Below are 25,489 nucleotides of genomic sequence, written 5' to 3'. Positions count from 1 at the left end.
TCCCTCCGGGGGCCCTTGTCCTCGGCCTAATAGGTGTATAGTACAGCTATCGCTCGTACGCCTTGGGAGCCCCCGTTGTCCGCACCACGAACCCGCACCAACCCGTTCCGGCAACCGCGCGCGGTCTGGGCCGTGGCGTTCGCCTGCGTCGTGTCGTTCATGGGCATCGGCCTGGTCGACCCGATCCTGCCGGCGCTCGCCGACGACCTGCACGCCACGCCGAGCCAGGTGTCGCTGCTGTTCACCAGCTACCTGGTGGTCACCGCGGTCGCGATGCTGCTGGTCGGCGCCGTCTCGAGCCGGATCGGGGCCAAGCGCACGCTGGTCGTCGGCCTCGCCGTCATCGTGGTGTTCGCCGCGCTGGCCGGCACGTCCGACTCGATCGGCGGCATCGTCGGCTTCCGCGCCGGCTGGGGCCTCGGCAACGCGCTGTTCATCGCGACCAGCCTGGCCGTCATCGTGGCGTCCGCCAGCGGCGGCTTCGCGGGCGCGATCATCCTCTACGAGACGGCGCTGGGCCTGGGCATCGCGGTCGGCCCGCTGCTCGGTGGGGAGCTCGGCAGCATCAGCTGGAAGGGCCCGTTCTTCGGCGTCTCGGCGCTGATGTTCATCGCGCTGGTCGCGACGCTGGCGTTCGTGCCGTCGCTGCCGAAGCCCGCCGCGCCGACGTCGGTCGCCGCTCCCCTCAAGGCGTTGCGCCACCGCGGGTTGCTGGTGATGGGCCTCACCGCGCTGCTCTACAACTGGGGCTTCTTCACGATGCTGGGCTACGCGCCCTATCCCATGGAGCTCGACGCGCACAAGCTCGGCCTGGTCTTCACCGGGTGGGGGCTGCTGGTCGCCCTGTTCAGCGTGGTCTTCGCGCCCCGGCTGCAGGCCCGCTTCGGCACGGCCCCGGTGTTGTACGTGAACCTGGCCGCGCTCGGCGTGGTGATGGCCGTCATCGGCTTCGGGGTCGCCACGCCGACCGTGGTGATCGTCGCCGTGATCGTCAGCGGCGCGTTCATCGGCATCAACAACACGCTGACCACCCAGGCGGTCATGCTGGTCTCGCCGGTCGAGCGCCCGGTCGCGTCGTCGGCGTACGGCTTCGTGCGCTTCATCGGCGGCGGCCTCGCCCCGTTCGTGGCGGGCAAGCTGGCCGACGCGTGGTCACTGTCTGTCCCGTTCTACCTGGGCGGCGTGACGTTCGTGCTGGCGATCGCGGTGCTGGCGACCGGCCACCGGCTGCTCGGCGAGGCCGAGCGGAGCCTGGCCACGCCGGCGCCCGCGCTCGAGCCGGTCGGCGCGTTGTCGGCCGGGGCGCCCGTGGTGGTGGCCGTCGGTGCGGTCCCGGACGCGACGTCGACGGTCGACGCGGCCGCCGAGGTCGCCCGCGGCCTCGGGGCGCCGCTGGAGGTGGTGCACGTCCGCGAGACGGTGGTCGTCGAGGAGCTGGCGATCGACCCGGAGTCGGAGGAGTCGGCCCGCTCGGCCCTCGCCGCGCATCTCGATCGGCTGGGCTCGCTCGGCATCGCGGCCAGCGGCCAGCTGCTGCACAGCGTCGGCGACCACGCGGCCGCGGCCCGGGTGCTGGCGGCACACGCGTCCGAAGTGGACGCTCGCGCGGTCGCGCTGGGACCGTCGCCGCGCGGCCCGCTGGCCCAGTTCGCCGACGGCAGCTTCACGGCGGCCCTGACCGCCGCGGCGACCACCCGGGTGCTGCTGCTCCGGCCGGATGTCGACCCGCAGGAGTTGACGCCGGCCGCGCTGGCCGCGCTGCGGGCCTAGACTCGTGCCCGTGCGGATCGGAGTGCTCGGTGCGGCGCGGATCGCTCCGGCGGCGTTGGTGCGGGCCGCGGCGGTCGTCGGTGGGGTCGAGGTCGCGGCGATCGCGGCACGGGACCGCGGGCGGGCGGAGGCGTTCGCCCGGCGGCATGGCATCGCGACCGTGCACGACTCGTACGCCGCCCTGGTCGACGATCCCAGCCTCGACGCGGTCTATGTGCCGCTGCCCAACGGGTTGCACGCCCGGTGGACGCTGGCCGCCGTCGCGGCCGGGAAGCACGTGCTGTGCGAGAAACCATTCACCAGCAACGCGGCGCAGGCGGTCTCCGTGCGGGACGCGGCGGCCGGGACCGGGCTCGTGGTGATGGAGGCGTTCCACTACCGCTACCACCCGCTGGCGCGGCGGATGGCCGGCGTGGTGCGGGAGGGCGACCTCGGCGCGATCGAGCGCGTGGAGACCTCGATGTGCTTCCCGCTCCCCCGCTTCGGCGACATCCGCTACCAGTGGGACCTGGCCGGCGGCGCGCTGATGGACGCCGGTTGCTATGCCGTGCACTGCCTGCGCATGCTGAGCCCCGGCGAGCCGTCGGTCACCTGGGCGCGCGCCCGCACGCTGCGTCGCGACCGGCGGATCGACCGGGCGATGACGGCGGAGTTCGTGTTGCCGGGCGGCGGCACCGGGCGGATCCAGGCGTCGATGTGGTCGTCGACGCTGCTGCGCATCCGGGCCCGCGTGGTCGGCACGCGCGGCACGATGTCGGTGTTCAATTACGCCACCCCGCAGCTGCCGTCGCGGTTCTCGCTGACCGTCGACGGGCGGCGGCGCCGGGAGCGGTTCGGTGGGGAGCCGACGTACGTGCACCAGCTGCGCGCCTTCCGCGACGCCGTCGGTGGCCGGCCGACCAACCTGACGCCGCCCGACGACTCGGTGCGGACGATGACGCTGATCGACGCGATCTATTCCGCCGCCGGATTGCCGCCCCGGCCCTGAGCGCGGGCGGCCGCCCGGTGCGCGGCGACGCGTACGCGGCTGGCGCAGGTCGCCGAGCAGAACCGCCGTGCCGGGCCGCCGCCGGTGCGCACCAGGGCGTCGCGGCAGTCCGGCGCGGCGCAGCGACCGAGCACGTCGGCGCCGTGTTCGGCGACGAGCAGCGCGAGGCCCATCGCGCCGGACGCCGCGAGCCAGCCGCCCCACGAGGAGCCGGGGGCGTCGACGTGCAGATGCAGGGGTACGCCGGCGTGCGTCACCAGTCGCGGTCTGGCGCTGCGGGCGAGGAGCGCGTTGAGCTTCGTCGCCAGCGCCGCCTCAGTTGGCGCCGCGTCGAAGATCTCGCTGAAAGCCTTGCGGGCCTCGCGCGCGTCGCGCAGGTCGGTCCCGTCCGGGTCCACCGGCTCCGGCTCGTCGTGGGCGCGCAGCAGCGCGGCCAGGTCGGCCGGCGCGGTGAGCAGGTCGGGGTGCCGCCGGCCGGGCTCGGTGTTGACCAGGGCGGTCGCGAGCGCGGCCCAGCGCGCATATCCGAACGCCGTCACCCCTGTTACGGTACTCGACGTGTTACCCGTTACCGCACCGGGCCGGCTGCTGGTCGCCGCGACCGGCTCCCGGCTGGCCGACGAGGCGGCGGCGGTCGCGGTGGTGCTGCTCGTGGTCGCCCGCACCGGCGACGCCCGCCTGGCCGGCCTGGTGGTGGCGGCGTTCGCGCTGCCGACGCCGGTCACCGGGCCGGTTCTGGGCGCTCTCCTCGACCGGTTGCGCCGGCCGCGCGGGTTGTTCCTGGCCAACCAGGTGGCGCTGGCCGGGGCGTTGACCGGCATCCTGGCGCTCGCCGGCCGCGCTCCGAGCGCGGTGCTGGTCGGCCTCGGCCTCGTCGCGGGCCTGACCGCACCGATCCTGACCGGCGGCTACAGCGCCCTGGTCCCGCGCGCCGTGGCCTATGCCCCTCCCCACCCGCGAACCCCGCCTCGCCCAGAGCGGACATCGCTTGCCCCGCCTCACCCGCGATTTCCGGCGCGCCCGCCGGACCGGGCATCGCATGCCCTTCCTCCTCCGCGATTCCCGGCGCGCCCGCCGGACCGGGCATCGCATGCCCTTCGCCCCCCGCGATTTTGGGCCCGCCCGGACCGGGCATCGCATACCCTTCTCCCACCGCTATTCCGGCCCCGCCCGGACCGGGCACCGCATGCCCTTCTCCCCCCGCTATTCCGGCGCCGCCGGGACCGGGCGGCGTCAGTGAGGGGCGGTGCCGCCGGCACGGCGGATGATGCGTCGACCGCGGTGCCCGCCGGCGGGCTGGCGCGGGCGAACGCGCTCGACGCGGCGAGCTACGACGTCGCCGGGCTCGGTGGGCCGGCGCTGGTCGCGGTGATCGCGAGTCTGGCGGGCGCCGGGCCGGCGTTGGCGGCGGCCGCCGCGCTGAGCGCGGCCGGGCTCGTACTGGTAGCCGCGGCGCCGATGCCGGGTCCCACGGCGGACCTGGCAGCGAAGCGGAGCGAGCGGTCCCCGGCGGGAGCGACGGTCGCGCCCACCGCGGACCCGGGCAAGGATCCTCTGCTCCCCGCCCTTCGGGACGGCCTCGGTCTGCTGTGGCGGGCGCGGGCGCTGCGGGCCGCGACGCTCGCCACCACAGTCGGCTATGCGGCGCAAGGATTGTTGCCGGTCGCGTTCCCCCTGCTGGCCATCCACTTCGGACACCCGGCGGCGCACGGCGCGTGGTTCCTGACCGCGATGAGCGCCGGGTCGCTCGGCGGCGCGCTCGCGTCGGCCCGGTTGCTGGCGCGGTTCCGGCCGATCCCGGTGCTCGGCGCCGCGTTGGCCGGGTTGGGTGTCGCGTTGGCCGGCGTCGCCGGGGCGCCGACGCTTCCGCTGGCGTTGGCCGCCGCGACGGCCGGTGGGGTGGCGGTCGGGCCGATGCTCGCGGCGACGCTCGCGGTGCGGCAGCAGTCGGCACCGGGCCGGCGGTACGGGCAGGTCGTCGCGACGGCGGCCAGCATCAAGGTGGGCGCGTTCGCGCTCGGGGCCGCCGCGACCGGGCCCGTCACCGGTTGGCTGCCGCCGCGGGGCGTGGTGCTCCTGGTCGGCCTGGTCCAGCTGGTCGCGTTGCTGCCGCTGGCGACGGTACGTCCCCGTCTCTCCACCACTGACCGCGATGTCCCGCCTCGTCCCGACCCGGCTGACCGGCGAACACCCGAATCGAGCCGAGCACCGGCCTAGGCTCGACGGATGGGCCCGGTTCTTCGGGAGAGGGGGCCCGCCATGCGCACGTACGACTTCATCGTGGTCGGCGCCGGCACCGCCGGCTGCGCGCTCGCCGCCCGTCTGGCCACCGTCGACGCCTCGGTGCTGCTGCTGGAGGCCGGCGCCGCGTTTCCGCCCCGCTCGGGAGCCACCTGGGGGTACGCGACCGTGCCGCAACTGAACGCGGACCGCCAGGCGTTGCCCTACCCGTTGGGCCGTGGGCTCGGCGGCTCCAGCGGCGCGGACGGCCTCATGCCGGGGCACGGCGACCCGGCCAGCTACGACGCGTGGGCGGAGGCGGGGGCCGCGGGCTGGACGTACGCGTCGCTGTTGCCGTATCTGGGCGACGATTCGCTCGCGGCCGTGTCCCGCGACGACCCGCTCGGGGCGGCGGCCGCCGGGGCGGGCCTGGTCGCGTGGCCGGACGGCGCGGCCCTGCCCGGCGGCGACGAGTCGTTGGCCGGGGCGGGCGGCAACCTGACGGTGCTCACCGAGGCCGAGGCGGTGCGGCTGGTGGTCACGCACGGCCGGTGCCGCGGCGTCGCGTACCGCGTCGACGGTCGCGCCGGCGTCACCTGGGCCGACCGCGAGGTGGTGCTGACCGCGGGCGCGATCGGCTCGCCGCGGCTGCTGCTGCTCTCGGGCATCGGCCCGGGCGACCACCTGCGCGACGTCGGCGTCGAGGTGGTCGCGGACCTGCCCGGCGTCGGCGGCAACCTGCACGACCATCCCCGATCACAGGTGGCGTACGCGGCCGAACGGTCGCTGCCACCCACCGCCGCGCACGTTGTCGCGGGCACGGATCCGGACGAGCCACCTGACGTCCATATCGGACTTGAGGACCGCCCGATCCATCCGCGCAGCGATCCGGGTGACGAGACCGGCTACTCGGTGGTGTTCGCCCTGACGCGGCCGGCGAGTCGGGGAACGGTCCGCCTACGCGGGCCGGACCCGTACGCCGAGCCGTTGATCGATCCCGCGCTGCTCACGGATGACGGCGACGTCGACCGGATGGTCGCCGGTCTGCGGTTGGCCCGGGAGATCGGGTCTCTGGCCGGCGTGCGTTCCGATGAGGAGTTTCCGGGTCCTGGTGTGGACAGTTCCGCGGTGCTGGCCCAGTACGTGCGGGACACCGTGACGCCGTGCCGGCATCCGGCGGGGACGTGCCGGATGGGGAACGACGGGTCCGCGGTGGTCGATCCGCTGCTCCGCGTGCACGCGATCGACGGCCTGCGGATCGCCGACTCGTCGGTCGTGCCGTCGATCGTCACGGGCAACACCCACGCGGCCGCCCACGCCATCGCCGAACGCGCCGCGGCGATGCTGACGTCCGCCGACTGACCCGGACCTTGGCCGTCAGCGCCGGCGGCGCGCTTCGGCACGGGGCGCTGGATGGTCCGTTGCGGCGCAACGGAAGGTAGGACAGCGGAAGCCCAGACCGGCTACCGGACCTGCCGCTGGCCGGGTCCGCTGCCTCGACAGGCCGCTGGCACTGCGCATTGGAGAGAGACCCGCCGCGACGTCCCGGCGTCGTGACGGTCATCGTCGCAGCGCCACGAAGCCGTTGAGAAAAGGTGCCAGACTCGGCCAGCAGGGTCCGATGTCCCCAGCGCCGCGGGAGGTCGCGCTTCGTAGTCGGCTGCGATGGCGTCCGGGGCCGGCAGCCGCGCCGAGTCCCATTTCGCACCCGACGACAACGGCGTCCAGGGCCGACACCCGCAACCCAGTACCGCTTCGCACGCGGCGACAACAGTGTCCAGGGCTGACACCCGCACCAATCGCGCTTCGCGGGGCTCGACAGCGACGACCGATATCCCCCCGCCGCCACCGCGGGTCGTGCATCGCAGGTGGCGCGGTGGCGCCGCCGCGATTATGGGCGCGGTGGGACGAAGCTGTCGAGTAGTGGACCCAACTCGCGGGTGGCGGTGGTGAGGGCGCGGGTGTTCTGCTCGGCCCGCGCGATCAGGATCGCGCCTTCCAGCGTGCTGAGCATCAGCATCGCGGCGGACGGGGCGCGGCGGGCCGGGACGCCCATGTCGGTCAGTGCGCGGACGATCGGGGCGCGCCAGGCCGCGAAGGCGGCAGCGGCCGCGGCCCGGGTGGCGTCCGTGCTGCCGCCGTCGACCGTCGCGGCGGCGACCGGGCAGCCCTGGCCGTAGCCGATCGTGCGGAACTCGTCGGTCCACTGCCGCACCATCGCGGCGAAGAGGCGGGCCGGTGTCGGTCGGCTGATGCCGGCCAGAAAACGGTCGATGCGGTTGGCCGCGTAGCGGCCGCCCCACTCGACCGCTTCGATGACCAGCTGCTCCTTGCCGCCCGGGAAGTAGTGCTGCAGCGACCCGCGCGGCGCGTCCGCGTGCGACACCACGTCGCGGACGCCGGTCGCCGCGACGCCGTCGCGGCGGATCAGTTGGGCCGCGCTGAAGACCATCCGCTCCCGCGGACCCCGCTCTCCGTTCACGGCCGGCAGTTTACCGGCTCTCCGAGGGCTATGACAGCCGTCATAGTGGGCCTACTATGACAGCTGTCATAACGCGGAAGGTGGTGCGGTCGTGCGGATCGGGTTCGCGGGGCTGGGAGTGATGGGAGCGCCGATGGCGCTCAACCTCGCGCGGGCGGGCGTGCCGCTCGTGGTGTGGAACCGCACGCCCGAACGGACGGCGCCGCTGCGGGCCGCGGGGGCGCGCGTCGCCGGCAGCCCGGCCGAGCTGGTCGCGTCGGTCGACGTGCTGCTGATGATGCTGGCGGACGCCGAGGCGATCGAGAAGACGCTCGCCGGCGTCCCACTGGCGGGCAAAACCGTCGTCCACATGGGCACGACGTCACCGCAGCACTCACGCGCCCTGGCGGAGGAGGTGCGGACCCGGGGCGGCCGCTACGTCGAAGCGCCGGTCTCCGGCTCGCGCAAGCCCGCCGAAGCCGGCGAGCTCGTGGTCATGCTGGCGGGCGACCCGGACGCGGTGGCCACCGTCGGACCGCTGCTCGCCCCGCTGTCCCGGGGCACCTTCGACTGCGGCCCGGTGCCCGGCGCCCTGACCATGAAGCTCGCCGTCAACCTGTTCCTCATCACGCTGGTCACGGGCCTGGCCGAGGCGGTCCACTTCGCGGCGCGGCACGGCCTCGACCTGGAGCAGTTCGTCACGGTGCTCGACGCCGGCCCGATGGCCAGCGCCGTCTCCCGCGTCAAGGCCCGCAAGCTGGTCGACCGCGACTTCGCCGTCCAGGCCTCGATCACCAACGTCCTCGACAACAACCGCCTGGTGGCCGAGGCCGCCCGCGCCGCCGGCCTGGCCTCACCGTTGCTGGACGCGGCACACGCCCTCTACGCCGAGACCCAGGACCTCGGCCACGGCCCCGCCGACATGGCCGCGGTCCTCCACGCCATCGAACACCGCACCGCCGCCGGCACCCACTAACGCGACCTGCCGACCCCAGATGACAACCGATCGACCGCGACCGCCGCAGCACGCCGCCGGCACCCACCAACGACCTGCCGACCCCAGATGACAACCGATCGACCGCGACCGCCGCAGCACGCCGCCGGCACCCACCAACTCGACCTGCCGACCCCAGATGACAACCGATCGACCGCGACCGCCGCAGCACGCCGCCGGCACCCACCAACGACCTGCCGACCCCAGATGACAACCGATCGACCGCGACCGCCGCAGCACGCCGCCGGCACCCACCAACGACCTGCCGGCGCCGGATGGCGGACCGATCGGTCGCAGCCGCCGCGACAGCGAGACCGCGCCGCCGCCGGCTCCCACCTAACTCGACCTGCCGGCGCCGGATGGGAATCCGATCGGTCGCGACCGCCGCGGCAGCGACCCCCACCGCCGTCGACACCCACAAGCGCGACTGCCAACCGCGGATGGCGGAACGTTGGTCGGCCACCGCGGCGGCGAGACCTCCCAGGGCGCCCGTGATCATGCATTTCAGGCCAGGTCTGCAGTCGGGCGCCGAGGGCCTGGCCACGACTCGGCACGCGGCTATCGCCCCGGTCGAGCACGCCCCCGTCGTGCAGGCGGCCTGGACCGACGCGATCGCCTCGTTTTCATGATCAGGTGAGCGCGATCGGCACCACGCGCCGCGCACTCCGGGACCGCGCCTGCGTGGAAGGGCTGCGTCATGAAGGAGGTTCCCCTGTCCGCGCTTTCCGCGGACAAGGAAACCCAGTGTTTGGTGGCAGGGTGCGGCATCACCGTCCTGCGGACGCGCCTCACAGATCATGTGCACGGGATCTGGTTCCAAACGGGACACCTGCTTGATCAGGTGTGCGTCGTCTGGGCGACACGCCGAGTGCGCTCCAAGCGACGTGCACATGATCATGGGTGTCGGGTCGTGATCTGCTGATGGGCTGCACATGACCAAGCTGGCATCGGCGCTGCGCCGCATAGGCCGTGGGTGCCCACCGGCTCGATCGCCCCACACCAATCCGGCCCGACCTTCGGCCCAGGAACGAACCGCGCCGACGCTCGGGTCTTCAGCCCCGGTCCGGGTGCCGGCCCGATCAGCGTGACCGGCCCGACCGCAGGGCCAGGAAGAGGCTGACCGGACGGAGATCGACGTGGGCGCGAGGGGCCCGAGGCGGTGTTAGCCTCGGAAAAAGGTTCGGTATTTCCGCTATGTCGGTATTGGGGCCGGTGATGACTCGGGTCGTAGCTCGCGATCAAGCCACCGCCTGGCCCGCGACGGCCACGCGCGCCACGAACCGGTTCGCGAAGCGGCTCTGGCACGACGGCGCCGTCCGCCGGGCGGCCCGGGCCGCGGTCGTCATGCCCAGCGTGTTCGCGATCGGGCTCCTCGGCATCGGCGACGTCCAGATCGGCACCTTCTCGGCGATCGGCGTCTTCTGTCTGCTGCTCCTCGTCGAGTTCGTCGGCCCGATGCGGGAGCGGATCGAAGCGGAGCTGGCGCTGATCGTCGCCGGCGGCACGCTGATCGCGATCGGCACGTTGATCTCGCCGCACGTCTGGCTGGCGGCCCCGCTCATCCTGCTGGTGGCGTTCGTGATCCTCTTCTCGGGCGTGGTCAGCTCCGTGCTCGCCAGCGCCAGCCTCTCCCTGCTCCTCGCCGTGATCCTGGCCGTCTCCCTCCCGGCCGGACCGGCCCAGGTCATCCCCCGTCTCGCCGGCTGGGGGCTGGCCGCGGGCGCCTCCCTCCTCGCCGTCCGCTTCCTCTGGCCCGCCCCGGCCCGCGACCCGCTCCGCCCACCCACGGTCGCCGCCTGCCGGGCGCTCGCCGAAGCCCTACGCGAAAAGGCCCGCAGCGAGCGGTACAACGGACGAAGAGACGACCGCACACACCAAACGCCCGCCGAGGCCTCGGGCGAAAAAGCCCACCGCCCGCACGGCAACGAAGGAAGAGACGACCGCACACACCAAACGCCCGCCGAAGCCCTACGCGAAAAGGCCCGCAGCGAGCGGGACAACGGAGGAAGAGACGAGCGCACGCAGCAGGCGCCCACCGAAGCCCTACCCGAAGAAGCCCGCAGCGAGCACGGCGACGAAACACCAGACGACCGCACCACGCAGGCCGCCGCCGCCGTCACCGCGCTCCATCAGCAGTTCCTCGCCGCCCCCACCAGGCCCGCCGGGCTCACCAGCTCGGACCGCACCCGCGTACGCCTGATCGACGAGCTCGCCTGGATTCGCGACATCATGCGGCACCCGGCCGCCCACGACACCCCCTCCGAGGCCGTGGCGACAGTCAAAGACGCCGCCGCCGATCTGCTCGACGCGGCCGCCACCCTGCTCGAACACCCCGACACCGACCCCGACCTCGTGCACGCCGCCCAGCGCCGCCTCGACTCCGCGCGCGCCCGCATGGGTCAGGCGGCGATGGCCACCCGGGAGAGTCCGCCCGCCGAGTTCATCAGCGCGCTCGAGCCGAGCTTCCGCGTGCAGGAGGTGGCGTACGCCATCCAGCTCGTCGCCCGCAACATCACCCTCAGCGTGGCGGCCGAGCGGCGGACCTGGCTGCAGCGCGCCCTCGGGCAGCAGCCGGGCGGGCTGGCCGGGCCGTTCGCCACCGCCCGCGAGCGCGCGCTGGCCCACCTCCAGTGGCACTCCACCTGGCTGCACAACAGCCTCCGCGGCGCCGTCGGCGTGGCGGCGGCCGTCGCGGTCGTGCACTACATCGGCGTACAACATTCGTTCTGGGTGATCTTCGGTGCCTTGGCCGTGCTCCGCTCCAACGCCCTGTCGACCGGGCAGAACGCGGTGCGGGCGATTGCCGGCACCGTCGTCGGGTTCGTGATCGGCGCGGTGATCCTCATCGGCATCGGCACCGACATCGACGTGCTCTGGGCGCTGCTGCCGATCGCCGTGCTGATGGCCGGCATCGCGCCGGCGCTGATCTCGTTCGCGGCCGGGCAGGCGGCGTTCACCGTCACGCTGCTGATCCTGTTCAACATCATCCAGCCGGCCGGGTGGGAGCTCGGGCTCATCCGCATCGAGGACATCGCGATCGGGGTGGGGATCAGCATCCTGGTGGGCCTGCTGCTGTGGCCCCGCGGCGCGCGCCAGGAACTGCGCCGAGCCTTGGCCGACGCGTACGACGAGAGCGCCCGCTACCTGCACGCCGCCGTCGCGTACGCGGCGCTCTGCTGCGACGGCACCGCCCGCCCACCGGCCCCGACGGCGCAGGCGCAGCGGGCCGCGGCGGCGGCCCGCCGGCTCGACGACACCTTCCGCACCTACCTGACCGAGCGCGGCGCCAAGCCGATGCCGCTCGCCGAGATCACCAGCCTGGTCAACGGCGTCGCGGGTCTGCGGATCGCGGCCGACGCGGTGCTCGACCTCTGGCAGCGGGGCCAGCCGGCCGAGGGTGACCGGGCGGCGGCCCGCTCGCTGCTGCTGAGCACGAGCCGCACCGTCGAACGCTGGTACACCGACCTGGCCGGCAGCATCACCGGCGACCGGCGGACGCCCGCGCCGTCACCGCCCGACCTGGCGACCGACGGCCGGCTGCTCGAGGCCGTCCGCCGCGACCTGAGCGGCGGCGACCGCGGGGCGACCTCGACCGCCGTGCGGGTGATCTGGACCGCCGACCACCTCGACGCGGCCCGCCGGCTCGAGGAGGGTCTGGCCGAAGCGGCCGGCCGGGCTTGACGATCCAGGCTAGTTGTATTAACTTTGCGGCTATGGCAGTTAACTACCTCGAGCGCGGCACCGGCCGCCGCATCGCGTACGACGTCCAGGGCGAGGGCCCGCTGGTGATCGGCCTGCACGGCATGGGCGACCTGCGCTCGGTCTACCGGTTCACCGTCCCCGCGCTGGTCGAGGCCGGCTACCGGGTCGCCACCTTCGACTCCCGCGGCCACGGCGACAGCTCCGACGGCTTCGACGCCTACGACGACGTGGCTCAGGCCACCGACACGCTCGCGTTGATCGACCACCTCGGCGGCGGGCCGGCGGCGCTGCTCGGCAACAGCATGGGCGCCGGCGCCGCCGTCTACGCCGCCGCCGAGCGCCCCGACGCCGTCGCCGCCCTCGGCCTGTTCGGCCCGTTCGTCCGCGACCCCAAGCTGAGCGCGGCGGCCAAGCTGTCGATCTCGCTGCTGCTCCGCAAGCCGTGGGGGCCGGGCGCGTGGGCGTCCTACTACAAGCGCTACTACCCGGGCCGGCCGCCGGCGGACCTGGCCGACCACCAGCGCCGCATCAAGGAGAGCCTGCGCGGCGGCGACCACCTGGCGTCCTTCCGGGCCACCGCCGGCACCTCGCACGCGCCCGCCGAGCAGCGGCTGTCCTCCGTCGACCAGCCGGCGCTCGTGGTGATGGGCGACAAGGACCCGGACTGGCCGGACCCGACGGAGGAGGCCCGGTTCGTCGCCGACGCCCTGCGCGCGGAGCTCGTGCTGGTGCCGGGGGCGGGCCACTACCCGATGGCGGAGCGCCCCGACCTGGTCAACCCGGCGCTGGTGGCGTTCCTCGGCAAGGCGTTCCCCAGTGCCTAGGGCGGGCCTGACACCGGCGGTGGTCGTCGACGAGGCGGCCCGGCTGGCCAACGAGGTCGGGCTGGAGCGGTTGACCCTCGCCAAGGTGGCCAGCCAGCTCGGTGTGACATTGCCCAGCCTCTACAAGCACGTCGCCGGGCTCGACGGGCTGCGCCGGTTGCTGGCCCTGCGCGGCGTCCGCGAGCTGACCGCCGCCACCGCCAACGCGGCGGTCGGGCTCAGCGGCCCCGACGCCCTGCGGGCGGTGTCGGCGGCCTACCGCGGCTACGCGCTGGCCAACCCGGGGCCCTACGCGGCGTCGCTGCGCGCGCCGGACCCGGGCGACGTCGACCACCAGGCCGCGGCCGAGGGCGCGGTCGCCGTCTTCCTGGCCATCCTCAAGGGGTACGGCCTGGAGGGCGACCGCGCCATCCACGCCACCCGGGTGGCCCGCAGCGCCCTGCACGGCTTCGTGGCCATCGACGCGGCCGGCGGTTTCGGCCTGCCGCAGAGCCTGGACGCCTCGTTCGACCACCTGGTCGCCGCCCTCGACCGCGCGCTGCGGAGCTGGCGCTAACCGCCGAGCAGCCGGTCCACCATCGAGTTGCCGAACTTGCCGGTCGGGTCCACGCGGGCCCGCAGCGCGCGGAAGTCGGCCATCCGCGGGTAGAGGCCGGCCACGTCGGTGGTGGCAAAGCACTTGCCCCAGTGCGGCCGGGCCCCGAGCGGCAGCAGCGCGGCCTCGATGTCGGGCAGCAGCGCGTACACGCTCTCGGCGTCCTTGACCCAGGTGAAGTGGATCCCGACCACGTCGGTGCCGTAGGCGCCGCTCAGCCAGAGGTCGTCGGCCGCGACCGTGCGGATCTCGGAGATCTGCAGCACCCGCGAGATTCGTGGTCCGAGCGGCCGCAGCGACGCGAACGCCTCCTGCACGGAGCCACGCGGCACGAGGTATTCGCTCTGGAGCTCCTCGCCGCGGCTCGGCGTGAACGCCAGCCGGAAGTGCGGCAGCCGCTCGTGCCAGGGACCCGGCACGCCCTGCTGCCCGGTCACCGCCTCGGTGGTCGCGCCGGCCAGCATGTGCACCGGCTCGTCGGCCGCCGCCACACCGAAGAGCGCCTCGGGCAGCTCGCCGCGGCTCTTCAACCAGACCTGGGCTATCCGGTCAGTGCCCCAGTCGAGGAACAGGCTCACGCTGTAGGCCGCCCCGGTCAGCGCGTCCAGCGACGTCGACGCCAGCGACCACGGCAGGTCGCGGTAGACCGCCTGGCGCACCACATAGGACGGTTCGACGTCGAGGGTCACCCGGGTCACCACGCCGAGCGCGCCCAGCGCGACCACACTGCCGGGGAAGTCCGGCTCGCCGCGGGCCACCCGGCGCAGCGCGCCGTCGGGGCCGATCACCTCGAGCGCGCGTACGCCCGCCGCGAGCGAACCGGTCCGGTCCCCCGAGCCGTGCGTGCCCGTCGCGACCGCGCCGGCGACCGAGATGTGCGGCAACGACGCCATCGTGGCCAGCGCCCACCCGCGGGCGTCCAGCTCGACGGCGACCTCGCCGTAGCGGGCCCCGGCGCCGACCGTCACGCTGCGGTCGGACTCGTCGAGCACGAGGTCCGCCGGCAGGCCGCCGGTGGCCAGCAGCAGGCCGGTGGTGTCGGCGATGCCGGTGAACGAGTGCCGGGTGCCGAGCGCCCGCACGCGATCGGCGCCGGCGACCAGCTCGCGCGCCTCGTCGACGGTCGAGGGGCGGGCCAGCCGCGCGGCGCCGTACTCGTGGCTTCGGGCCCAGTTGAACTCCATGGGCCCAAACCTAAGCGGTCAGCGGCGGCTCTGGAACCGGGACGCCAGGCCGTTGGGGTCGGGGCCCGGCTTGGCCGGTGGCGCCGGGTCGACGCGGGCGGCCAGGCCGTGCGGGTCGGGCTCGGCCGCGCTCGTCGGCAGCCGGTCGAGCCGGTCGGCCATCCGGGCCTGGATGTATTCGACGCCGGCCCGGTCGTCGGCTGTCGGCGCGGCCAGTACCGCGTAGACCAGGCCGATCACGACCAGGATCACGGCGAGCACGATCGGCACGAGCAGGCCCGAGGCGGTGGCGCCGGAGAGCGTGCCCTGGTCCTCGTGGAGCGTGGCGGACATCGAGTACATGCCGGTGAAGTGCATGCCGTTGACGGCGACACCCATGACGAGGGCGGAGGCGATGACGGCCAGGGTGCCCCGGACGTTGGTCGCGAGCCAGAGCGCGACGGCGGCCGCGACGACCGCGATGGCGATCGACAGGCCGACCCGGGTGGTGTCGTAGTGGACGTCGGCGTTGAGCTCCATGGCCGCCATGCCGGTGTAGTGCATCGCCGCGACGCCGAGGCCGGCCACCACGCCGCCGATGATCACTTTGATCAGCATCGGGCGGCCGAGACCGGCGATGAGCAGACCGATGAGCACCATCACGATCGCGATCAGCGCGCTGGCGGCGGTCAGGCCGATGTCATAACGGATCGGCGCGCCCGTGACCGAGAATCCGAGCATCGCCATGAAATGCATGCTCCAGATCGCGGTGCCGCCGATGGCCCAGGCCGCGAGCATCAGCCACCAGGCGCGCTGGGCGGTGCCGTGGGCCTCGCGGGCCCGTTGGGCGCAGATCAGGCCGAGCACCGAGCCCAGCACCGACAGCGCGTAGCTCAAGGTCGGGGTAATCCAGCCGTACCCGAATTGGTCGATGTGCGCCATGATTCGCTTTCGTCGTCCGCCAGCTTGTTGTGAGATCAACAATGTCCTACCGATGGGACAATTGACCATGCCACGTTCGGCCAGAAACCGCACGGTGATGTCACGATGACCGAACGGCGGCAGTCAATGCTTTCTGTTCCGCTTCGGTCAGTCGGGGCAATGCCAGATAAAGTCCCGAGCGCGTACGGCGAATCAGAACCGGTCCCGTGAGATCGGGGCGGCGAACGGCGTCGTGGATCGCGTCACGGACGCGCGCCGGCGGCCAGCCGAGCCCGGCCGCCAGATCGGCGGGCCGCACCGGCACGCCGGCGTGCACCAGGGCCGCCGCGACCGTCAGCACGTCGGCGACCGCGGCGTCGGACGGCCCACCCGACATGTCGTCGCCGAGGCGCCCGAAGAAACCGGCCAGGTCGGCCAGGCGCGCGCCGGCCGCCGTGTCCCGGCCGAACACCCCCGCGCCCCGCTCCGCGGCCTCAGCCCAGACCAGGTGGGTACGCGCGCTCCCCTCCCACGCCCGCAGCCAGACGTCGTCGTCGACGACGTAGCGGTCCCGCCGCCCCGCCCGCTCGCGCCGCACGAGGTCGAGGCCGGCGAGGTAGCCGACCGCCTTGGACACCGCGGCCGGGCTGACCCGCAGCCGCTCCACGAGCTCCGCGGCGGTGAGCGCGCCGTCGTCGCTGGTGTAGAGGCACGACAGCACCCGGGCGACCATGCGGGGCATGCCGGCCGCGGCCAGGATCACCGCGAACTCCTCGACGAACGCCTGCCGGTCGGCGGCCGTGGTGGCCGGTGGACCGGCCGGCGGTCGGCGCCGGGCCCGCCGGGCGGTCGCCCGGTGCGCCCGGTCGGCGGTGTAGCCGCGCGCGCCGCCGTTGCGGGCCACCTCGCGGGTCACGGTCGAGGTCGGCCGGTCGAGGCCGCGGGCGATCTCGGCGTAGCCGTAGCCCTCGGCCAGCCCGGCCGCGATCGCCACCCGCTCGTCGTGCGTGAGCCTGCCGCCGGGCATGGCGCCCTCCGTTGCGTTCACCAGAAGCCCATTGCAACGCCCGTTGCGTTTCCGCGCAGCGCCATTGCAATGATTGGCCGATTCCGTTGTCAGGCAACGACTCTAGCGTTGACGGCCCCGGAAACGAAGCCTACCGTCCGCCGGTATGACGACGACGGTCATCGACGTCGACGGCGTCCGGATGCGCTACGGCGCGACCGAGGTGCTGCACGACGTGACATTCCAGGTCGCGGCCGGCGAGACGGTCGCGCTGCTCGGCCCCAACGGCGCCGGCAAGACCACGACGATCGAGATCCTCGAGGGCTTCCGGCAGCGCACGGCGGGTCGGGTCGCCGTGCTCGGCGCCGATCCGATGCGCGGCGGCGACGCGTGGCGGGCCCGGGTGGGCGTCGTGCTGCAGTCCTGGCGCGACCACGCCAAGTGGCGGGTCGGCGAGCTGCTCGCGCACCTGGCCGGCTACTACCCGCGCCCATGGCCGGTCGACGCGCTGCTGGCCGCGGTGGGGCTCACGGACCAGGCCGGTCAGAAGATCCGGACGCTCTCCGGTGGGCAGCGCCGCCGCCTCGACGTCGCGATCGGCGTGGTCGGCCGGCCCGACGTGCTGTTCCTCGACGAGCCGACCGCCGGCTTCGACCCGGTCGCCCGCCGCGAGTTCCACGACCTCGTGACCGGCCTCGACACCACGGTGCTGCTCACCACGCACGACCTCGACGAGGCCGAGCGGCTCGCCGACCGGATCGTCATCCTCGACGGCGGTCGCGTGGTGGCCGACGGGACGGCGGCGGAGCTGGCCCGGGCGATCGTCGGTGCCGACGAGGTGCGTTGGCGGCGCGGCGACGAGCGGCTGCGCCGGTCGACGAGCGATTCCACGGCGTTCGTACGCGACCTGCTCACCGACCCCGACGTCGTGGAGCTCGAGGTCCACCGCGCCTCACTGGAGCAGACCTACCTGGCGCTCGTCCACCGGGCCGAGACCACGGGAGCGACGGCATGATCGCGTTTCGCAACGGTTGGCAGCGGGGCCTGATCCTGCTCCGCCAGTCGTTCACCAACGGCGCCGAGCTGTTCGCCCACCTCTTCTGGCCGCTGCTGATGGTCGGCGCCGCGGTCGCCCTGCGGGGCCGGGACTTCGGCGGCTTCTCGGTCGGCGCCCTGGCCGTCCCGAGCATCCTCGGCATGAACGCCGCCCTCGGCATGGTCTCGCTGAGCCAGCAGCTCACCGCCGACCGCGAGGACGGCACGCTGCTGCGGGCCAAAGCCACCCCGCACGGCCTGCCCGCGTACGTCCTGGGCACGTTGCTCCTGGTCGGTGGCGGTCTCCTGGTCGACCTGGCCGTCTTCCTCGCGCCGGCCGCCCTGCTGGTGCCGGGTCTGGTCACCGGCGGCGCCGGCACCTGGCTCACCGTCGTGGCCCTGCTCGCCCTGGCCATGGTCGCGACCCTGCCGCTGGGCGTCGTGCTCGGCGCCGCCTTGGGCACCGCCCGGGCGCAAGGGCTGCTCACCCTGCCGATCCTGGCGCTGGTCGGCATCTCCGGCATCTTCTACCCGCTGGCCGCGCTGCCCGGCTGGCTGCAGGCGATCGCCCAGGTCTTCCCGTTCTACTGGCTGGGGCTCGGCATGCGCGCGGCGCTGCTGCCGGACACCGCGGTCGCGGTCGAGATCGGCGACTCGTGGCGCCACCTGGAGACGCTCGGGGTGCTGTCGGCCTGGGCGGTGGCCGGCCTGCTGCTGGCTCCGGTGGTGCTGCGCCGGATGGCCCGGCGGGAGTCCGGCTCGCTGGTGGCGGCCCGACGCGAGCGCGCGCTCCAGCGGGTCGGATGACAGGATCGGGCGTGCCTTCGTTGCTGCCACCCACCACCGACGTCCACGTCTCCTACCTCGCCGCCATGGCCGAGTTCCAGGCCGAGGGCCGCGGCGGCCCCGACGACGACACGATGATCGGCCGCGAGATCCGGACGTACGCGGACCGCTGGGCCGACCCCGGCGTGTTCGCGGAGTACGTCGCCGCGCTGCGGGCCGAAGCGCTGGAGGAGACGCCCCGGCCCGCGCACTTCGTGCCCTCGACCACGCTGTGGTGGCTCGACGGCGCGGACTACCTGGGCCGGCTCGCCATCCGGCACCGGCTCAACCAGCAGCTGCTGGACCGCGGCGGCCACATCGGCTACGACGTGCGGCCGTCGGCCCGGCTGCGCGGGCACGCCACCGCCATGCTGGCCGCGGCCCGGCCCGTCGCCCGCGCGCTGGGCATCCAAGCGGCGCTGGTCACCTGCGACGTCGACAACGTCGGCTCCCGCAAGGCCATCGAGCGCAACGGCGGTGTGCTGGAGGACGAGCGCGACGGCAAGCTGCGCTTCTGGGTGCCGACCGCGCCGGTAGGCTCCTCCGCGTGATCTACAAGCTGCTGACCACCGCGGAGTGGCGCGCCGCCGAGGCCGCCGGCGTCTACGCGGGCTCCGAGTTCGACAAGGGCGACGGCTTCATCCACTTCTCCGCCGCCGACCAGGTGGTGGAGACGGCGGCCCGGGTGTTCGGGGGCCAGACCGGCCTGACGATGCTCAGCGTCGACCCGGACGTGCTCGGCTCCGAGCTGCGCTGGGAACCCTCGCGCGGCGGCGCGCTCTTCCCGCACCTCTACGGGCCGATGCCGCTGCACGCGGTGGTCGCCGTCATCACCCTGCGGGACGACATCCCGGTCGACGAGGCGGTGGCCGCGGCGCTGCCGTGAGCGCCGCGGCCGACCCTCCTCAGGAGACGGTGAACGGCGCCGTGACCGTCGACTGCCGCCCTTCGGTGCTGGTCGCGTCGACCCGGATCGTCGTCGACGCGTTGCCGATCGCGTTCCAGACCTCCAGCCGCACGCAGCCGCCGTTCATCGCGGCCAACGTGCCCGACGACGAGCGCAGCCCGACCGCCTGCGTGTAGGACTCGGTGCCGGGCACCGGATCCGTGGCGAAGTAGTGGTAGGTCTCCACCCGGCTGAAGCTCCCCGTGCCGTTGGGGTCGTAGGAGACCCGGGCCTGGACACCCTGCGCGACGGCGCCACCGGCGTCGACGTGCAGCTGGAACGCCGTGGCCCCGCTGACCGGCCCGCGCAGCCCGCACAGGTTGAACGTCGCCGGGTTGTGCGGTGTGCCGTCCCAGTTGCCGTTGGCCGCCGCCAGCGTGACGGTGGCCGCGCCGCCGCCGGCCGACGTGGAGAGCAGGCCGCCGGAGCGCACGAACAGCCGGTTGGAGCCCACCGGCGGGTTGCTGGTCGGCGGGTTACTCGGCTCACCGGTCGGTGGGTTGCTGGTCGGTGGGTTGCTGGTCGGCGGGTTGCTCGGCTCGCCGGTGGGTGGGTTCGCCACCCCGCCGCCGCCGCTCCAGGTGAACGCGCCGGTGGTGGCGGTCCGCCCCGCCGGCACGGTCAGCGTGCGGCCGTCGGAGAAGCGGACGGTCAGCGGGTTCGCCGACACGTTGGTCGCCACATAGGTGCGGGCGCCGTTCTTGGTGAACACCGCGTGCAACGGCGTGTCCGCGGTGACGGTGGTGTCGACGGTGCCGAGCGCGGCGACGTTGCGCACCCAGTGGAACGTGTGGGCCCGCGTCTCGCCGTCCTCCGGCGGGTAGTTGGGGTTGGCCCGCAGCGCCGCCAGCGCGGCGTCACCGGCCCCGTTGGCCCCGAGTGCCCGGAACGACCAGAGCACGTCCTGCCACACCGTCGGTTGCCCGCCGTTGTTGCGGACCAGCTCGTCCCAGTTGGTGTTCACATAGGACGGCCGCTGGCCCAGATAGAGCGAGCCGCCGGTGATGGGCAGCAGGTTGATGCCCTGGATCATCTCGGGCTCGCCGCTGAACCAGGTGGCGTACGCGCCGCCGTCGCCCCAGACCATGCCGACGGTGCTGTGCCCGAACGCGGCCGGGTAGTTGGTGTCGGACGAGTCGAACCAGTACTCCTGGATGGCCTGGGCCTGGGTGGTGTAGATGAACAGGCCGGCGTCGCGGATCGCGGTCTGGCCCGTCGCGATGCCCCACTGGATCAGGGCGTTGGCGAAGTTCATCCCCTCCGACGACGACTCCTGGTTGTTGCCGGCGCCGAACGCGGCGTGGCCGGAGGCCCAGTCGTGACCGGCGTAGATGTCGAAGTCGCGCAGGAACGGGAACATCGGGTCGGTCCGCTGCCAGCTGTTGGCGTCGCGGATCAACAGGTTGACCATCGCGCCGTACTGCGACTGGGCCGCCCAGCCGGGGTCGAACCGGGCCAGGGTGGCGGCCGCCGCGATGAAGTAGCCGTAGTGGAAGTGGTGGTCGTTGAGCTCGGTGTCCGACCCGTACGAGGCCGGGTAGCCGACCAGCGTGCCCCAGGCGCCGTCGTACGCGAAGACCCGTTGGGTCTTGCCCGGCGAGGCGGTGAACCAGTCGGTGAGCCGGGTGCGGATGGCGGCCAGCATGCGGTCGCGCTGCGCGGTGCGGCCGAGCTGGTCGGCGATCTCGGCGAGGCGCGCGGCCCGGCCGAGACCCTTGCCGGTCCAGTAGGTGTCGTTGCCGACGCCGGCCATCGGGTCGCCGTTGGCCACCTGGTCCAGCAACGTGCCGAGGGTGGTCAGGTCGCCGCCGGTCGACGTGGCGACGGCCGGGACCTCGGGCAGCACGCCGTTGAAGCGCGTGGCGGTGGTGAACGAGGAGACGCCGACCAGTGTCCGCATCGGACCGCGGGCCGACACGTAGGTCGGCGAGATCGGCGTGCCGGACGCCAGGTTCTTCCACTGGTGCGGGTAGAGGCTCACCACGGTGCCACCGCCGGCGCCCTCGCGCGCGGTGGTGGTGAACGCGTAGGTGGCGTTGACGGTGCTGGTGGACTGGTTGTAGGCCCAGCTCACCGTGGTGCCGGTGACGTGCCGGTGTGCGTACGCGGCCCAGCTGTCGGCCAGCGCGGTGCGCTCGGCGGCCGGCGTCGAGGTCGTGGTGGGCAGCAGCGCCACCGAGTAGTAGCCGCGACCGGCCAATGTGGACGTGATGGTCGTGCCGCTGACGGTCCAGGCGGCCCCGGCCGGCGCGTAGGCGACGTAGTCGTGCCCGCGCATGGTGAAGCCGACCCGGTTGCCGGAGTTGAGCCAGACCGCCGGCGTGCCCGGGAAGCCGAGCTGGGCGTTGCCGCCGGTCACCTGGGCGTACACGAACGGCAGCCCGTGCCCGATGGTGGCCCGCAGCGTGCGCCCGTTGCCGGACCAGTAGGGCGAGACCGTCCAGTCGGTCCAGCCGTCCACCTTCACGTCGGGCGAGCTGAGCCCGGCGACACCGAGGGTGAACTCCCGGCTGTACGAGTAGTGGTACTCCCCCACGGTCGTCGGCGTGCCGGAGATCGACGGCGTGGTGGTGTAGGAGACGCCGAGGCCGTCGGCGCCCGGCTGGAACGACATCGGGTGCGCGTGCAGGGGCGCGGAGTACTGGCAGCCGACGTTGTCGCGCTTGTAGAGCAGCGACGACCACCAGTCGTTGGTCGGCACCGCGCCGGCCGGGGCGTTGGCGGTGACGTAGAGGCGGGGGTTGGCGGACACGCCGGCGCAGGCCACGGGGGCCGCGGCGCCGGCCGGACGGGTGGTGGCGTAGCTGCCGGCGCCCAGGGGTGCGGCGCCGGCCCGGTCGAGCATGGTGAAGGAGAGCACGGTGCTCACGAGCGCCACGGCCAGCACGGCCGCGGACGCACGGGCCCGGCGAGAGAACGGTTTCATGGAGCCTCCGGGGACGGTCGGGGGCGTTCTGTTGCTGAGCAGGTCACCAAACCCAGCGGCAGATGTCAATGGCCTCTCAGCCCGTGAGAGAGCGCTCTCAGGGAGCGGAACCCGGCCGCCACTCCGGGTCGCGCCCGCTGGCCGCCAGGACCGCCGCGAACGCCCCGGCGTCCGGCGCCACCGGGACCGGCCCGCCGAACGCGCCCATCGCCCGCCCCTGCTCCCCCATCTCGGTCATGAACCGGGTGCTCAGGTCCACCGCCGACGGGTCCGGCCGGTAGTCCTGGCCGGTCGCGCGGGCCAGGTCCCAGCCGTGGATGGTCAGGTCGGTGGCCAGCATCGAGGCGACGGTCGCGGGCGGCATCTCGTACGCGCCGAAGGTGATCGGGGCCGCCGGGGCGACCGCCCAGCCGGCCGCCGCGGCGTCGGCGTCCGCGGCGAACCGTTCGGCGAAGCTGTCGTCGACGAGCTCCGTGGTCCACAGCTCGCTGGGCACCGGACCGCCCCGGGCCGCCAGCGCCAGCGCCGTCCCGACCTGGAGCACGTGGTTGACCAGCGTGCGGACGTCCCAGTCGACGCAGGGCGTGGGCGCGGCGAGCTGACCGGCCTGGACGTCGCGGAGGACCGCCCCGGTCTGCCGGGCGGCGTGGGAGATCACGGTGTCGAACTGCATGTGGCCCACGCTAGGGCTCCGGGTGCCGGGGAGGCTTGAACAAACGCGACATACGCTGGGCCGATGCCGGGAATCCTGCACGCCGGGCGGGCGCACCAGGCGTTCCGGTTCAGCACCCGGCCGCCGGCCGCCGCGCTCGCGCCGTTCGTGGCGCACTACTGGGTCATCCACTGGGACCTGCGGGGGCGGGCGCCGCACGAGCAGCGGGTGCTCCCGTACCCGGCGGTGAACATGACGTTCCTGCCCGGCCGGTGCCGGGTCACCGGTGTGCCGCGCGGCCGCTTCACCGAGGTGCTGTCGGGCGTGGGCCGGGTGTTCGGCGCGCGGTTCCGGGCGACCGGCTTCCGGCCGTTCCTCGGCGCCCCCGTCGCGACGATCACGGACCGGTCGCTGCGGGTCGAGGAGGTGTTCGGCGCCGGCGTGCCTGCCGCGGAGATCCTCGCCGCTGACGACGCGGCCGCGACCGCGCTGCTGGACCGCTTCCTGGTCGCGCAGGCCCCGACCGCGCCCGACCCGGTCGCCGAGACGGTGGAGGCGATCATGGCCCGGGCCGCCGACGACTCGACGATCACCCGGGTCGACCATCTCGTCGACGCGTTCGGCATCGGCGCCCGCCGGATGCAGCGCCTCTTCGCCGAGCACGTGGGCGTCGGGCCGAAGTGGGTGATCCGCCGCTACCGGCTGCACGAGGCCGCGGCCGCCGCCTCGGCCCAGGGCGACGGCCTCGACGTGGCCGCCCTGGCCGCCCGCCTCGGCTATGCCGACCAGGCCCACCTGACCCGCGACTTCACCGCCGTGGTCGGCGAGCCACCGGCCCGCTACGCCCGCGCGCAGCCGGGTCAGGCGTAGCGTCGCGGGTATGAGGATCGTCATCGCCGGCGGCCACGGCCAGGTGGCCCGGCTGCTCAGCCGGCAGCTCGCCGACGCCGGGCACACCCCCGTCGCCATCTTCCGCAACGCCGCCCAGACGGACGACGTGGTCGCCACCGGCGCCGAGCCGGTCGTCCTCGACCTGGAACGGGCGACCCGCGACGAGGTCGCCGCGGCCCTCATGGGCGCGGACGCGGTGGTCTTCGCGGCGGGCGCGGGCCCGGGCAGTGGCCCGGCCCGCAAGTGGACGGTCGACCGGGACGCGGCGATCCTCCTGGCCCGCGCGGCGGAGACGGCCGGCGTACGCCGCTACGTGCTGCTGTCCGCGATCGGCGCCGACGACTTCGACCCGTCGCTGGACGACGACTTCGAGGTCTACCTGGAGGCCAAGAGCGCGGCCGACGCGGCGGTCCGCGGCACCGATCTGGAGTGGACGATCCTGCGCCCGGACGGCTTCACCGACAAGCCCGGCACGGGCAAGGTGACGGTCGCCGAAACGGTGACCCGCAGCAGCATCCCCCGCGCCGACGTCGCCGCGTCCCTGGCCGCCGTCGTCACGGGCAACCTGGCGGTCCGTCGCCAGTTCGAACTGACGGGCGGCGACACCCCGATCCCCGAGGCGATCGCGGCGCTGTAGGACAGCCGACGATGTTACGCGATCACGGCTGCCGACGGTCCGGCCTGGTCAACCCGCACAGCGGCAGGGCGGCAACTCGCCGACTCTGCCCGACCGTGGTCACCCCCCACGGCGGACCGGTCCGGCCGTCGGCGCCGCAGACCAGATCGACTGGTCGCGAGCCAGTATCGACGCGATGCACCTGCGGGCGGTGAAACGGGTATCTGACGAGCCGAGTCCGGTAGACCGCGGTAAGCCCAGCTCCAAAGTTGACGCGATCAGCGACCGGGACCGGCTTCTCAGCGTGGCTGGGCGTCCAGGAAGCGTAGGACCGCGCGGACGCGGCGGTGGTCCTCCGTTGTCGGCGGCAGGTCGAGTTTCGTGAAGATGGCGGTCACGTGCTTCTCGACGCTGCGGCTCGCCAGGTGCAGGTCAGCGGCGATGGCCGTGTTGGAGCGGCCCTCCGCCACCAGGGCCAGGATCTCCCGCTCCCGCGCCGTGAGTCGGGCCAGGCCGGCGTCCACAGTGGGCGCCGACAGCAGCTGCCGGATCACCTCCGGGTCCAGGGCCACGCCGCCGTCGGCTATGCGGTGCAGGGCGTCCAGGAAGGCGGCCGTGCTGACGATGCGGTCCTTCAGCAGGTAGCCCACGCGCTCCGGGTGGTCGCGGAGCAGTTGGTGCGCGTACACCGTCTCGACCCACTGTGAGAACACCAGCACGCCGACGGCCGGGTGGGCGGCGCGGATGGCGATCGCGGCCCGTACGCCTTCGTCCGTGAAGGTCGGCGGCATGCGCACGTCGACGATGGCCACGTCCGGCCGGTGCGTATCGACCGCGGCCACCAGGCCGGCCGCGTCCGCCACCGTGGCCACCACCGAGACCTCGTGGTCGGTCAGCAGGGCCGCCATGCCGTCGCGCATCAGGGCGTTGTCCTCCGCGATCACCACCCGCATG

Annotated in this window: 22 protein-coding genes; 14 read left to right on the top strand and 8 right to left on the bottom strand. The window is 73.8% G+C overall.

Going from position 1 to position 25,489, the window contains the following annotated elements; genetic code table 11:
* Positions 1-75 precede the first annotated feature (75 nt).
* Both O7635_RS28785 and O7635_RS28780 read left to right on the top strand, forming a co-directional pair.
* Complete coding sequence (locus O7635_RS28785; RefSeq protein WP_278083622.1) at positions 76-1,770, top strand: MFS transporter; 1,695 nt, start codon at positions 76-78, stop codon at positions 1,768-1,770.
* A gap of 10 nt (positions 1,771-1,780) precedes the next feature.
* Complete coding sequence (locus tag O7635_RS28780; protein WP_278083621.1) at positions 1,781-2,758, top strand: Gfo/Idh/MocA family oxidoreductase; 978 nt, start codon at positions 1,781-1,783, stop codon at positions 2,756-2,758.
* On the opposite strand, the gene O7635_RS28775 is transcribed toward O7635_RS28780, so the two are convergent.
* The gene (locus O7635_RS28775; RefSeq protein ID WP_278083620.1) at positions 2,725-3,297 is read right to left on the bottom strand and encodes a CGNR zinc finger domain-containing protein; all 573 of its coding nucleotides are present in this window, start codon (positions 3,295-3,297) and stop codon (positions 2,725-2,727) included. The two genes, O7635_RS28780 and O7635_RS28775, sit on opposite strands and share 34 nt — an antisense overlap.
* Before the next feature lie 19 nt (positions 3,298-3,316).
* Here O7635_RS28775 and O7635_RS28770 point away from each other — a divergent pair, with 19 nt between their 5' ends.
* Together O7635_RS28770 and O7635_RS28765 are read left to right on the top strand one after the other, a co-directional pair.
* On the top strand, positions 3,317-4,975 hold the full coding sequence (locus tag O7635_RS28770) for an MFS transporter (RefSeq protein WP_278083619.1): 1,659 nt from the start codon (positions 3,317-3,319) through the stop codon (positions 4,973-4,975).
* 42 nt (positions 4,976-5,017) lie between these two features.
* Positions 5,018-6,340 carry a GMC family oxidoreductase gene (locus O7635_RS28765; RefSeq protein ID WP_278083618.1) on the top strand — a complete coding sequence of 441 codons (1,323 nt, stop codon included), beginning with the start codon at positions 5,018-5,020 and terminating at the stop codon, positions 6,338-6,340.
* Between the two features lie 529 nt (positions 6,341-6,869).
* Here O7635_RS28765 and O7635_RS28760 read toward each other — a convergent pair.
* Positions 6,870-7,460 (bottom strand): TetR/AcrR family transcriptional regulator, encoded by a 591-nt coding sequence (locus O7635_RS28760; protein WP_278083617.1) that lies wholly within the window; start codon positions 7,458-7,460, stop codon positions 6,870-6,872.
* A gap of 91 nt (positions 7,461-7,551) precedes the next feature.
* Here O7635_RS28760 and O7635_RS28755 point away from each other — a divergent pair, with 91 nt between their 5' ends.
* From O7635_RS28755 to O7635_RS28740, 4 genes are all read left to right on the top strand, one after another.
* Positions 7,552-8,415: an NAD(P)-dependent oxidoreductase gene (locus O7635_RS28755; protein ID WP_278083616.1), complete on the top strand. Its 864-nt coding sequence runs from the start codon at positions 7,552-7,554 to the stop codon at positions 8,413-8,415.
* Between the two features lie 1,233 nt (positions 8,416-9,648).
* Positions 9,649-12,114 (top strand): FUSC family protein, encoded by a 2,466-nt coding sequence (locus O7635_RS28750; RefSeq protein WP_278083615.1) that lies wholly within the window; start codon positions 9,649-9,651, stop codon positions 12,112-12,114.
* A 32-nt stretch (positions 12,115-12,146) separates the two neighbouring features.
* Positions 12,147-12,959: an alpha/beta hydrolase gene (locus O7635_RS28745; protein WP_278083614.1), complete on the top strand. Its 813-nt coding sequence runs from the start codon at positions 12,147-12,149 to the stop codon at positions 12,957-12,959.
* Positions 12,952-13,515, top strand: coding sequence for a TetR/AcrR family transcriptional regulator (locus tag O7635_RS28740; protein ID WP_278083613.1), 564 nt, complete (start codon positions 12,952-12,954; stop codon positions 13,513-13,515). The genes O7635_RS28745 and O7635_RS28740 overlap by 8 nt, the downstream gene beginning before the upstream one ends.
* Here O7635_RS28740 and O7635_RS28735 read toward each other — a convergent pair.
* The 3 genes from O7635_RS28735 to O7635_RS28725 all read right to left on the bottom strand — a co-directional run bounded on the left by O7635_RS28735 (position 13,512) and on the right by O7635_RS28725 (position 16,665).
* A complete protein-coding gene (locus tag O7635_RS28735; protein WP_278083612.1) occupies positions 13,512-14,738 on the bottom strand; it encodes an FAD-binding protein in 1,227 nt (408 codons plus the stop codon). The genes O7635_RS28740 and O7635_RS28735 overlap by 4 nt on opposite strands.
* A gap of 18 nt (positions 14,739-14,756) precedes the next feature.
* Positions 14,757-15,659 carry an MHYT domain-containing protein gene (locus O7635_RS28730; protein WP_278083611.1) on the bottom strand — a complete coding sequence of 301 codons (903 nt, stop codon included), beginning with the start codon at positions 15,657-15,659 and terminating at the stop codon, positions 14,757-14,759.
* Between the two features lie 100 nt (positions 15,660-15,759).
* Complete coding sequence (locus tag O7635_RS28725; protein WP_278083610.1) at positions 15,760-16,665, bottom strand: MarR family transcriptional regulator; 906 nt, start codon at positions 16,663-16,665, stop codon at positions 15,760-15,762.
* 145 nt (positions 16,666-16,810) lie between these two features.
* On the opposite strand from O7635_RS28725, the gene O7635_RS28720 reads away from it, so the two are divergent.
* Genes O7635_RS28720 through O7635_RS28705 form a run of 4 tightly spaced genes read left to right on the top strand, consistent with a single transcriptional unit; the run spans position 16,811 to position 19,390 of the window.
* A complete protein-coding gene (locus O7635_RS28720; RefSeq protein ID WP_278083609.1) occupies positions 16,811-17,659 on the top strand; it encodes an ABC transporter ATP-binding protein in 849 nt (282 codons plus the stop codon).
* Positions 17,656-18,486, top strand: coding sequence for an ABC transporter permease (locus tag O7635_RS28715; protein ID WP_278083608.1), 831 nt, complete (start codon positions 17,656-17,658; stop codon positions 18,484-18,486). Before O7635_RS28720 ends, O7635_RS28715 begins: the two co-directional genes overlap by 4 nt.
* Before the next feature lie 11 nt (positions 18,487-18,497).
* Complete coding sequence (locus tag O7635_RS28710; protein WP_278083607.1) at positions 18,498-19,055, top strand: GNAT family N-acetyltransferase; 558 nt, start codon at positions 18,498-18,500, stop codon at positions 19,053-19,055.
* Positions 19,052-19,390 carry a DUF952 domain-containing protein gene (locus tag O7635_RS28705; protein ID WP_278083606.1) on the top strand — a complete coding sequence of 113 codons (339 nt, stop codon included), beginning with the start codon at positions 19,052-19,054 and terminating at the stop codon, positions 19,388-19,390. Before O7635_RS28710 ends, O7635_RS28705 begins: the two co-directional genes overlap by 4 nt.
* Before the next feature lie 19 nt (positions 19,391-19,409).
* Here the strand turns inward: O7635_RS28705 and O7635_RS28700 are convergent, their stop codons facing one another.
* Positions 19,410-22,376, bottom strand: a complete 2,967-nt coding sequence (locus tag O7635_RS28700; protein ID WP_278083605.1) for a glycosyl hydrolase — start codon at positions 22,374-22,376, stop codon at positions 19,410-19,412.
* Positions 22,377-22,473: 97 nt separating this feature from the next.
* Positions 22,474-23,049 carry a TIGR03086 family metal-binding protein gene (locus O7635_RS28695; RefSeq protein WP_278083604.1) on the bottom strand — a complete coding sequence of 192 codons (576 nt, stop codon included), beginning with the start codon at positions 23,047-23,049 and terminating at the stop codon, positions 22,474-22,476.
* A 63-nt stretch (positions 23,050-23,112) separates the two neighbouring features.
* Here O7635_RS28695 and O7635_RS28690 point away from each other — a divergent pair, with 63 nt between their 5' ends.
* A complete protein-coding gene (locus O7635_RS28690; protein ID WP_278083603.1) occupies positions 23,113-23,898 on the top strand; it encodes a helix-turn-helix domain-containing protein in 786 nt (261 codons plus the stop codon).
* Between the two features lie 10 nt (positions 23,899-23,908).
* Positions 23,909-24,556: an SDR family oxidoreductase gene (locus tag O7635_RS28685; protein ID WP_278083602.1), complete on the top strand. Its 648-nt coding sequence runs from the start codon at positions 23,909-23,911 to the stop codon at positions 24,554-24,556.
* Positions 24,557-24,834: 278 nt separating this feature from the next.
* On the opposite strand, the gene O7635_RS28680 is transcribed toward O7635_RS28685, so the two are convergent.
* Positions 24,835-25,488 carry a response regulator transcription factor gene (locus tag O7635_RS28680; protein WP_278083601.1) on the bottom strand — a complete coding sequence of 218 codons (654 nt, stop codon included), beginning with the start codon at positions 25,486-25,488 and terminating at the stop codon, positions 24,835-24,837.
* Position 25,489: the final 1 nt, after the last annotated feature.

Source organism: Asanoa sp. WMMD1127 (genome assembly GCF_029626225.1).
Classification (GTDB): domain Bacteria; phylum Actinomycetota; class Actinomycetes; order Mycobacteriales; family Micromonosporaceae; genus Asanoa.
Note: the sequence above shows the minus strand (reverse complement) of the source record. Positions and strands in the feature narration are given on the sequence as shown.